The sequence below is a fragment of the Pseudomonadota bacterium genome (genome assembly GCA_010028905.1).
Lineage (GTDB): Bacteria > Vulcanimicrobiota > Xenobia > RGZZ01 > RGZZ01 > RGZZ01.
Window position 1 is genome coordinate 1 of the sequence record RGZZ01000158.1, and the last position, 10095, is coordinate 10095.

Here is a 10095-nt window from a genome sequence, read left to right on the forward strand (position 1 = left end):
CGTGCCGCCTTGTCGTTGGGATCGAGGCACGAGAGCGCCTGGAACATGCTGTCGGCCTCGTCATACAGACCCAGCTCGAGAGCGCTCTCGGCCACGATGTGGCGCGCCACGTTCATCGTCTCGGTCGAGACCTTCGCGTTGCGATAGATGTCGAGCGCCTGCTTCGCCTGAGTCCTGGCCTCGCTGTAGCGATGCGCGTGGAACAACCGTTTCGCCGATTCGAGCAGCCTGTCTCCTGGGCTGGACCCGGCCTGGGCGACTGACCCGCCTGGCGCGACGGGCGCGGCTGTCGCACTCCTCTCATCGAGACGATCATCAGTCGCCTCTCGATTTAATGCAGACACCCCCGCGGCGATCGCGACCCCGACCATGAGAACGAGAAGACCGACCCCTCCCCTCGTGGCGAGCGGTTGAAGGGAGCCCGCCACCCAACCGCTCCCCGCGACAAGCATGGTGCTGTCGGGCCTGAGGGCAGCCTTGCGATGCGAAACCCGCGAGCCCTGCGAGACGCAGCGCACCACCCGTATGCACCCACCACCGTCGACCCTGCCGTCTGGCGCTACCTGGTGACCACCGCGGGAGGTGAGAACCTGGCTGTAGAACCGCGCGGCCCGGCTCTCGGCCTCGCTTCTCGACGGCGCCGCGAGGGGCCCCGCCTGGAACTGCCCGAGACCGCTGGCGAGGGTCATGGCGCAACCTCGATCATCGACGACCGCAAGGTCGATCACCCACTGCGGGTCTGATGACGACGACGGCACATGCAAAGGCTGCGTCTGCGGCGACCGCGCGCCTCCCCACGAGCCCACCAGGTTCCTGAGAGAATCGAGCATCGTCACCCTCACAGCATCTCGAGGATCGACCTCATGTTCTGCTCTCCCGGATCGGGCTTCCCATACGGCTGGGAATTCACCCGATCGAACACCTCTGGTATCTCCCTCGGGTTCATGCGCGACACCGCGGCGTGGGCATAGATCTTCGTCTTCGGAATGCCAAAGCGGGCCGTGAGCCAGCGCACCAGATCGGCACAGGCGCGCAGGGTCTGGGGGCGCTGCGCCAGGTCGGCGGCGTCGGCCGCCACCATCTCGATGTTGATGGCGCGGTGGTTGATGCCATAGGCTCCGCGCGAGCGCACGTCGAGCGGCAGCAGCTGCCAGATGCTCGCGCCATCGATGACGTAGTGCGACGCAAGTCCCGGAGCCTCATCGGCAAAAGAATCGCTCTTCACCAGATTCCACGGCCACTCGCGCCCCGCCGTGAAGTGCAGCACGATGCATGTGGGCCGCAGAACCCATGTCTCCTCGCCGTAGTGGCGCTTCGAGTAGGCCGTGATGGCCGGCTTCCAGGTCACGAGATCTCGAGCACGCGTGAGATCGACCACGGGGCCTTCTTCCGGCGTAGGGTTGCGGGGCGTGGGCGACGGCGAGCTCGGCACGTTCTCGAACTCGACGTCGGTATCAGACGGTGCCTGCGCGACGATCGCGCGTTCGGGCCGCGACGGCGCGGCGCATGCCGAGGTCACGCCACGCGCGTCAAGAAGGGGAGCCGCGCTCAGCGTCAGCGCGGCCAGCACTGCGGTCTGCACGAGTCGTCGATTGCAGCGGCCCACGTGTCAGCCTTCCTCGCCGTCCCTGGAGTTCCTTCTGTGAAACGTCGCACAGCGCTCATCACCGCGCTCCCGTCAGGGAAAGAGCTGCACGCTGAGAAGCAGCGCCATCCACAGGGCGCAGGCCACCACGGTCACGCGCTGCGCCTGGGTGTAGCAGGCATACTTGCGTGAGGCGATCTCGGAGACCCGCCAGGCGCGGTCGAGCAGGTCGTCTCGCATCTGCGATGCGGGCAGGCAGACGAACTCGCTGCGAAAGGCGCTCGCCGACCTCCTCGACACGATATCGGCAAAGAAGACCAGGTCGCGCCGCCGTGGCGCACCGCTGTCTTCGAGGCGCGAGAGCACCACCGCGAGGCTCAAAGCCACCGACGCGACCGAGAACAGCAGGAAGGCGCAGCGCAGCGTCACGGCCAGATCGTGGAGGGAGCCCTGGGGGCTGAGGCTGAGGGCGCAGGCCGATGCAAGGGCGATGCTGTTGATGAGGATGAGCGTGTTCGCCTTTCCATCAGCGAACTGCACCAGCTCCTGGTTGTACTGAAGAACGGCGAAGGCGCTTGCGAGCTGGCCCTCGAGGTCACGCCCGTGAACCGCATCGCTGCCCGTGACGGGGGCCGATGCAGGGAGAGCCATTGCATGGGAAGCCCTCTCGGTCGACGTCGGCGAGAGTCGGAGCGTTGCGATCTGGTGGGGAGAGGTGATGCGACCCATGGGCTGATGCTATCACACGTCAGGGTCCGGTGCTGTGATGCAGGTTACAGAAGAACCAGGATCCGGAAACGCCGGCGCGAAGCCTCGACGGCCATGATCGACCTTCGCAGCGACACCGTGACGAAACCGACCGACGCCATGCGCGACGCCATGGCCCGCGCCGACGTGGGCGATGACGTCTACGGTGAAGACCCCACAATCAACGCCCTCCAGCAACGCGTTGCCGACATGCTCGGCCACGAGGCCGGCCTGTGGGTTCCGAGCGGAACCATGGGCAACGCGGTCTGTCTGGCAACCTGGTTGCAGCGGGGCGACGAGGTCATCGCCGAGGCCCAGAGCCACATCTTCGAGCACGAGGTGGGAGGCGTCGGGGCCCTGTGCGGCTCGCTCGTGCGCCCCATCGCTACCCCGGATGGCATCATGCAGCTCGATCAGGTGCGCGACGCGGTTCGGCTTCCCGACGACCACCACACCATCACGCGGGTCATCACCCTCGAGAACACTCACAACTTCAGTGGCGGCACCGTGCTGCCCCTCGACGTGATGCACGATATCTCGGCCTTCGGCCGCGATGCGGGCATCGCGATGCACCTCGATGGCGCGCGCCTCTGGAACGCGCATGCCGAGACCGGCATCGCCCTCGACGCCTACGGTCGGCTCTTCGACTCAGCCTACGTGTGCCTGTCGAAAGGTCTTGGCGCACCGGGAGGCTCGGTCGTGGTGGGCACCCGCGCGTTCATCGCTCGGGCCCGCCGAACGCGCAAGATGCTGGGCGGCGGCATGCGGCAGGTAGGTGTTCTCGCCGCGGCCGGCCTGCACGCCCTCGAACACCATCTGCCTCGCCTGCGCGAAGACCACGAGAACGCTCGCGCGCTGGCACGCCAGTGCTGTGAGATTCCCGGCGTCAGACTGGCGCAGCGCGCGGTGGAGACGAACATCGTCTTCTTCGACGTCTCCGGAACAGGGCGCGCGGCCATCGACATCGAGCGCGCCCTTCAAACGCTGGGCGTGGGCGTCTTTGCCACCGCGGCGACGAAGATCCGCGCCGTCACGCATCTGCAGATCTCTCGTGACGATGTGGCACGAGCCGCAGCGGCCTTCGCGGCGGCCTGCGCGGGCGACCCTGCGCTGCCCACGCGATGATCTGGCGCAAGAGGCCGTGACACACGCTGGGGCCACATGCCCATCACCCAACACCGAGGCATTTCGCGCCCTGTTCCTCTTGCGCGGCGACATCGCGTTCTTGAACCACGGCTCTTTCGGCGCCTGCCCGAAAGCCGTGTTCGACCGATATCAGCGCTGGCAGCGCGAGCTCGAACATCAGCCGGTGGAGATGCTCGCCCAGAGCCGATCGTTCGACACACGCATGCGCGAAGCGCGCGAGGCCCTTGCCGGATACCTCGGCGTGCATCGAGACAGCATTGTGTACCACGACAACAGCACCACCGCGCTCAACCAGGTGGCACGCAGCCTTCCTCTTCAGCCGGGCGACGAGATCGTGGGCACCGACCACGAGTACGGAGCCGTCGAGAAGACCTGGAACTTTGTGGCCGAGCGGCGCGGCGCCACCTACGTGCGCACCCCCATCGAAGTGCCCCTGACCACGCCCGAGCGGATCGTCGAGCAGCTGTGGTCGCGCGTCACGTCGCGTACACGCGTGATCTCCGTGTGCCACGTGACATCGGCCACCGCCCTCACCTTTCCGGTGAAGGCCATCTGCGCGCGCGCCCGCGCCGAGCAGATCATCTCCGTCATCGACGGCGCCCACGCACCCGCCTACCTCGACCTCGACCTCGCCGACATCGACCCCGACTTCTACGCGGGAAACTGCCACAAATGGCTCTGCGCGCCCAAGGGAACCGCCTTCCTGTACGCGCGGCCCGATCGCCAGGCGCTGCTCGAGCCCCTCATCGTGAGCTGGGGATGGCGCAGCGAGCGAGCGTCTGACTCGCGCTTCATCGAAGAGAGCGAGTATCGCGGCACCCGCGACATCTCGGCCTCGCTCACCGTTCCCGCGGCCATCGCCTTCCAGCGCGCGCACGCTTGGGATCGCGTGCGCGCCTCGTGCCAGGCCCTGGCCGATGAGACCGCGACACGAATCACCACGCTCACGGGGCTCGCCCCCCTGGCTCCGCCGACGCGCGACTGGACCGGACAGATGCGCGGGCTCCCCCTTCCCGCCTGCGATGTCGAGCGCGTGAAGCGCCGCCTGTACGATGACCACGGCGTAGAGCTGCCCGTCTACCGGTGGAACGATCAACCGTTGCTTCGCATCTCGGTGCAAGGCTACAACACCCCGAACGACCTCGATCGCCTGCTCGACGCCCTTCCTCGCGTGCTCGGCTGAGCCGGGAAGGCCCTGCCCTACAGGTCTAGAATAGATCCAGGGTGCGGTTGATGACGCACCATGAGGAGGATCGGCGATGACTGTGTCAGAGGGCGTGGAACAGACCGGCGAGATCGTGGTGGGACGTGACCCGCGCCTGTGGAACGAAGACCTCGCGCCCACGCCGGTCTCTGCCCGCACCTGGGGAACCTACGCCTTTGCCGCACTCTGGATCGGCATGGCGCACTGCATCCCCACCTACCAGATGGCGTCCGGCCTCGTGGTGCAGGGCATGGACTGGAAGCAGGCCCTCTTCACCATCGCCCTGGGCAACCTCATCGTGCTGATTCCCATGCTCCTCAACTCACACGGTGGAACGCGGTACGGCCTGCCCTTCCCCGTGCTGTGCCGCGCCTCGTTCGGCGTCCGCGGCGCCAACCTGCCGGCGCTGCTGCGCGCCATCGTGGCGTGCGGCTGGTTCGGCATCCAGACGTGGATCGGCGGTGAGGCGCTCAACGGCCTGCTGTCATCGACGCTGCCGTGGTGGAACTCGGTGCCCGCAAACATCTGGATCTGCTTCGGCGCCTTCTGGGCCCTCAACGTGGCCATCATCTGGAAGGGCATGGACGCCGTTCGCTGGTTCGAGGGGTGGGCCGCCCCGATGGTGCTCGTGGTGGCGGTGGTGCTGCTCGTCTACATGATCAAACGTGCCAACGGCCTGGGCCCCGTTCTCGACGAGCCGAGCAAGTTCACCGACACCGCCGACTTCTTGCGCCATCTGCCCATCTTCCTCACCGCCCAGATCGGCTTCTGGGCCACGCTGTCGCTGAACATGCCCGACTTCACGCGCTACTCGAAGAACCAGTCGTCGCAGATGTGGGGCCAGATTCTCGGACTCCCCACCACGATGACCTTCTTCTCTGCCATCGGGGTGCTCATCACCTCAGCCACCGCGGTGGTGTACGGCACCAAGATCGACGACCCCATCAAGCTGCTGTCGAAGCCAGAGTTCGCCAACCCTGTCGTGGTGCTGCTGTCGCTGGTGAGCATCGGGGTGGCAACCCTGTCGGTGAACGTGGCGGCCAATGTGGTGTCGCCCGCCTTCGATCTCGCCAACATCTGGCCGGAGAAGATCGACTTCAAGGTGGGCGGCACCATCACGGCCCTCGTCGGAATCTTGATGATGCCCTGGAAGATCATGGCGAGCGCCGGGAACTACATCTTCACCTGGCTGGTGGGCTACTCGGCCCTGCTGGGACCCATCGCGGGCGTGATGGTGGCCGACTACTGGATCTTGCGCCGCACGCGGTTGCACGTCGCAGAGCTGTACGAGATGGACGGCATGTACCGATACTCCAACGGGGTGAACTGGCTCGCCGTGACCTCGCTCATCGTGGGCATCCTGCCCAACCTTCCCGGCTTCATCCTCGAAGCGACCGGACGCAAGCCCGAGACGGGCTTCGAGCACGTGGCCGCCGACATCTACGCCTTCGCCTGGATCGTGGGCTTCGTGGTGTCGATGGTGCTCTACAGCGTGCTCATGCTCACCCTGCAGCGCGAGAACGTGGAGGCCGATCGCGCGCTCGAGGCGTGAGCGCGCAAACGAGACGGTTGGTAACATCACGGCAAACATCATCTCCTCAGCACGTGCTACCCTCTTGCCATCTGGTGCACGGTCGCTTGTCAACGCGCGGGCGACCCCGTGGTGGAGGAACCGATGAATGCCCTCGTGACGGCGCAGCCGTCTCTCTCCGGTGGGGTGCCACGCCGTGCGCTCCCGGTCGACCTCACTGAGCGACGTGAGCAGGCGCCCCTGCCGGCGTCCATCCTGGCCCCCCTGGCCTACGTTCCGTCCGCCCCACGGTCGGCCACCCCCAGGGCCTTCGGCGACACCCTGCGCAGCACCGTGCACGACTGGGCGCACGAAGGGAAGAAGCTGGGCACCCTCGCCGCGACCAGCGCCATTGGGGCGGCCCTGCCGCTGCAGCTGCTCATGCTGATTCCAAGCGCGACGCTCATCACCGTGGCCGCTCCCGTAGCCCTTGTGGGAAGCCTTGTTGCCGCCGCCCTGGAAGAGCGATACATCGGAGTCGGGCGCCACCTGGGCGCCCTCGCGGGGGGAGCGCTCGGCGTCGTGGCGGGAACGGCCCGCGCCGCCTTTGAATCGGTGCGTCCTCCGGCGCCACGCGCGGAGAAGGTGACACTCGAGAGCGCAGCCCCCACCGGCGCGCGCCCTCACGAGCCCCTGCTGCCCCGCGTCGTGCACGCCGCCGAGCGCCGCATCACCGGTCGTGCGCCCGATCTGAGCGGCAGCGCCGTGGGCATCGGCGAAGCCGTGGGCGCCACGCTGTCGACACTGGTCACCGCCTACACCCTCCCCGCGATGGTGGGCGCAGCCGTGGGCGGTCCCGTGGGGGCCGCCATGGGCACCCTGGTGGGTCCGCTGACCGGGATGATCGTGGGAGGCGTGCTCGAGAACGCCCTCGGCGTCGGTCGCATCGTGGGCGAGGCCGTGGGCCGCGCCGTGCAGCACTTCAAGGGCTCCGCCCCATCCGCGCCGACCACGCCCTCCGCTCCCGCGAAACCACACGGTGAGCCCGGCGTGATCACGAAGGCCTTCCTCGAGCTCAACCACATCATCGCCGAGCCCATCACCCCGTTCCTCGTCGATGGCGCCACTCTCACGAACCGCCTCTTCGCGGAGCGGCCCGTGCAGACCATGGCCTTTCGCGACCGCCCGTCGCCTGGCGTCGACCGAAATCGCCTGGTCGAGTCGTTCGTGAACCTGCGGGGCATAAGCGGCACGTCAGATCACGAGGGAGAGGTGAGCGCCGAGATCGGTCGCCAGCTCGACGCGCTGGGCATCGCGTATGCGCGAAAGCCAGACCACACCATCATCGCCACGATCCCCGGAACCGTGAAAGACGCCCCCACGGTGGTTCTGAGCGCCCACCTCGACACCGTGGGCCCGACCTCTCCGGACGGCGTGCGACGAGACAGCCGGGTCATCCACACCAACGAGCGAGAGGTGCTGGGCGGTGACGACCGCGCGGGCTGCGCCGAGATCCTCGAGGCGGTGAGAAGAATCATCGAGACCGGCGCTGACCACCCCGAGATCAAGCTGGTCTTCGACGTGTGCGAGGAAGGGGGTCTGAAGGGAGCCACCCGTCTCGTGGCCGACGAGATCACACAGCGCCCCGCGCTGGGCTATGTGGTCGACGCCCTTGCGCCAGAAGACATCAACCTCACCAATGATGCCGTCTTCGTCAACCCCAGATCGGTGAAGTACACCTTCTCCCAGGAAGCACCCGTGGTCCAGGTGGCCATGCGCGGCATGGCCGACGCCGGGTCGCGCGCGCGCCCGATGCACGTCCCCATCATGGCGGGCGCAGGCTCAGACGCCAATGCACCCGCCTTCAACAACGCCCGCATCCAGACCATCGCCATCGGCGCCGGCGAGCGTGATATCCACGGTCCCCTCGAGAACGTGCGCATCGACGATCTCGAGCAGGCCGCCCGCAACGTGGTGGGCATCATCCAGGCAGCCTGCGATCTGCGGGTCGATGGCGACACCATCGTGCCGCGCGCGTAGCGTTGACGCGGGTCAGGCTCGCCGCCCCCGGTCCGGCAGGGAACTCACCAGCCACCAGGAGAAACCCTCCCTCGGTCGAGCCTCGACCATCGCCATCCGCTGAGGAGAGACATGCCCAGACTCCGCCTGGATACCGTCACATTGCTGGCGCTGCTGATCGGCCCCGTGGTGGCCGTTGCCGCGCCTGCCCCTTCGCCCACCCCGAAGCCCACGCCGAAGGCGACGGCCAGGCCCGCCACGGGAACCGACGCGCAGGGCGCTCCCGGGACCCTTCCGCAGATCACCCTGCGCGACCGCGTGGGCCGCAAGGTCGCGCTCTCGAAGTACCTGGGCAAGAAGCCCATCGTGCTCTACCTGTACAACGTGCCCGCTGAACGCACCGCCCTCGATCTGCAGAACCTCCAGGCCCAGATGGACAACCAGGGCATTCAGGGCATCGCCATCCACGGCGATCGGTCGCGGCGGGAACGTGCCCAGCAGCAGTTCCTCACCGTTGCCATCGCCTACCCCGTGCTGCTCGACAACGGAACGGTGGCCGCCCACTACGGGGCAACCAGCGATCCCACACTCATCCTCGTGGCGCCGGATGGCCACGAGATGAAGCGATGGACTGGATTTGGCAGCCTTGACAAGCTCTCCGCCGAGCTGAAGGAAGCGCTGCAGTCCCTCCCCACGCCACCCCAACCTCCCCACTGAGCCGCGCTCCCACGAGATCGCCCTCCTGCGTGCGGGTTTGAGCCGCCCTTGCCCTGGGAAAGCCCCTCTTGCGATCTGCATCGCGCAGACAAGACGTGCGAAGCACCCCAGAAACCGGGATGCCACACGAATGAAGGCCATCGACCAGAGGCGGTGTTGACGAGCCTTCTTGCTTAACCTATATTAACTTTGCATCTGCCTTAACCATCTATCACCAGCGCGTCGGTTGCGTGGCCTCCCCCGCAACACTTCTCCGCCCACGCTGCCGAGGACCATCTTGAGACAACCCCCTGAACCCATCAACGCGCAGGCCGCGCGCATCGACCATCTGATGCCCCTGGTGCTTCGTCGCATCTGCACGCTCGAAGGCCCCCGAGTCGAGCTGCCCGTGGCCCAGCTGCGGCTCTGCTCGCTCCTGATGCAAGGCCCCACGACCATCACCGCGCTGAGCCGCGAGCTGGGCACCACCGTGAGCGCCACGACGCAGCTTGCCGATCGTCTCGAGGGCATCGGCTTCGTGGAGCGTGTCGCGGGTGAAGGCGACCGGCGCTCGCGAAGCCTTCGGCTGACCCGCCACGGAAGCGATGTGATGACAAAGAGCCGAGAGAAGCGACTCGCCCGCTGGAGCGAGGTCATCGCACGGCTTCCACCTGCGTCGCGCGAGGCGCTGATCTCGCTGCTCGACGCCCTCGCGCTCGCGTGCAGCGCCCTCCCCCCAGGAGAAGGTCCGCAGGATGCGCTTGCGGGGCGGGCAGCAGAAATTCTCGTACAGGTGGAGCGAAGCTGATGAAGGCTCGAATCGTCTCTGCAGCGGCCACCGCCGCGCTAACGACCGCACTCTTTGCGACGAGCGCGCCCACCTCGGCCGCCCCAAAGGCAGTTCCGACGTCGTCGCCCGTGTCTCGTAAAGCCCCCTCGGCAACGCCAACCCCGGTCGACGCGCCGACATCGTCGCCGAGCGCTGCGCCGACCACGCAGGCTGCTCCCAACGGCTCGTACGTTCCCATGATACAGGAGCTCACCGTGCCCGCGGAGGTGACACTCCCCGCGCCGGACTACGTGCCTGCCGCCATGCCGTCAACACCGCTCACGCTTACGGAGGCGGTTCACATCGCGCTCGTCTACCAGCCAAACGTGACCGTGGCCCTGGCCGCGGTGCAGGCCGCG

General features: G+C 67.2%; 10 protein-coding genes. 7 read left to right on the forward strand and 3 right to left on the reverse strand.

The annotated features are described in order from the left end of the window. The coding region (locus EB084_12290) for a hypothetical protein (GenBank protein NDD29034.1) at positions 1 to 206 on the reverse strand (206 nt) is incomplete at its 3' end. A 276-nt stretch (positions 207 to 482) separates the two neighbouring features. On the opposite strand from EB084_12290, the gene EB084_12295 reads away from it, so the two are divergent. After that, the gene (locus tag EB084_12295) at positions 483 to 743 is read left to right on the forward strand and encodes a hypothetical protein (protein NDD29035.1); all 261 of its coding nucleotides are present in this window, start codon (positions 483 to 485) and stop codon (positions 741 to 743) included. 95 nt (positions 744 to 838) lie between these two features. Here the strand turns inward: EB084_12295 and EB084_12300 are convergent, their stop codons facing one another. After that, positions 839 to 1606, reverse strand: coding sequence for an N-acetylmuramoyl-L-alanine amidase (locus EB084_12300; GenBank protein NDD29036.1), 768 nt, complete (start codon positions 1604 to 1606; stop codon positions 839 to 841). Between the two features lie 72 nt (positions 1607 to 1678). After that, on the reverse strand, positions 1679 to 2236 hold the full coding sequence (locus tag EB084_12305; protein NDD29037.1) for a hypothetical protein: 558 nt from the start codon (positions 2234 to 2236) through the stop codon (positions 1679 to 1681). Positions 2237 to 2407: 171 nt separating this feature from the next. Here EB084_12305 and EB084_12310 point away from each other — a divergent pair, with 171 nt between their 5' ends. The 6 genes from EB084_12310 to EB084_12335 all read left to right on the forward strand — a co-directional run bounded on the left by EB084_12310 (position 2408) and on the right by EB084_12335 (position 9715). After that, on the forward strand, positions 2408 to 3457 hold the full coding sequence (locus EB084_12310; protein NDD29038.1) for a low-specificity L-threonine aldolase: 1050 nt from the start codon (positions 2408 to 2410) through the stop codon (positions 3455 to 3457). Further along, entirely contained in the window at positions 3390 to 4661 is a 1272-nt protein-coding gene (locus EB084_12315; GenBank protein ID NDD29039.1) for an aminotransferase class V-fold PLP-dependent enzyme, read from the forward strand. The genes EB084_12310 and EB084_12315 overlap by 68 nt, the downstream gene beginning before the upstream one ends. Positions 4662 to 4737: 76 nt before the next feature. Continuing rightward, positions 4738 to 6234, forward strand: a complete 1497-nt coding sequence (locus EB084_12320) for a nitrate reductase (GenBank protein NDD29040.1) — start codon at positions 4738 to 4740, stop codon at positions 6232 to 6234. Between the two features lie 873 nt (positions 6235 to 7107). Beyond that, positions 7108 to 8232, forward strand: coding sequence for a M20/M25/M40 family metallo-hydrolase (locus tag EB084_12325; protein ID NDD29041.1), 1125 nt, complete (start codon positions 7108 to 7110; stop codon positions 8230 to 8232). A 141-nt stretch (positions 8233 to 8373) separates the two neighbouring features. Then, complete coding sequence (locus EB084_12330; protein ID NDD29042.1) at positions 8374 to 8928, forward strand: TlpA family protein disulfide reductase; 555 nt, start codon at positions 8374 to 8376, stop codon at positions 8926 to 8928. A 277-nt stretch (positions 8929 to 9205) separates the two neighbouring features. Next, complete coding sequence (locus EB084_12335; protein NDD29043.1) at positions 9206 to 9715, forward strand: MarR family transcriptional regulator; 510 nt, start codon at positions 9206 to 9208, stop codon at positions 9713 to 9715. Positions 9716 to 10095 lie beyond the last annotated feature (380 nt).

What these genes read in the sequence shown, in the direction of transcription:
- EB084_12310 (NDD29038.1), top strand. Translation starts at nt 2,408, where the DNA reads ATGATCGACCTTCGCAGCGACACCGTGACGAAACCGACCGACGCCATG.
- EB084_12320 (NDD29040.1), top strand. Translation starts at nt 4,738, where the DNA reads ATGACTGTGTCAGAGGGCGTGGAACAGACCGGCGAGATCGTGGTGGGA.
- EB084_12315 (NDD29039.1), top strand. Translation starts at nt 3,390, where the DNA reads ATGTGGCACGAGCCGCAGCGGCCTTCGCGGCGGCCTGCGCGGGCGACC.
- EB084_12305 (NDD29037.1), bottom strand. Translation starts at nt 2,236, where the DNA reads ATGGCTCTCCCTGCATCGGCCCCCGTCACGGGCAGCGATGCGGTTCAC.
- EB084_12295 (NDD29035.1), top strand. Translation starts at nt 483, where the DNA reads ATGCGAAACCCGCGAGCCCTGCGAGACGCAGCGCACCACCCGTATGCA.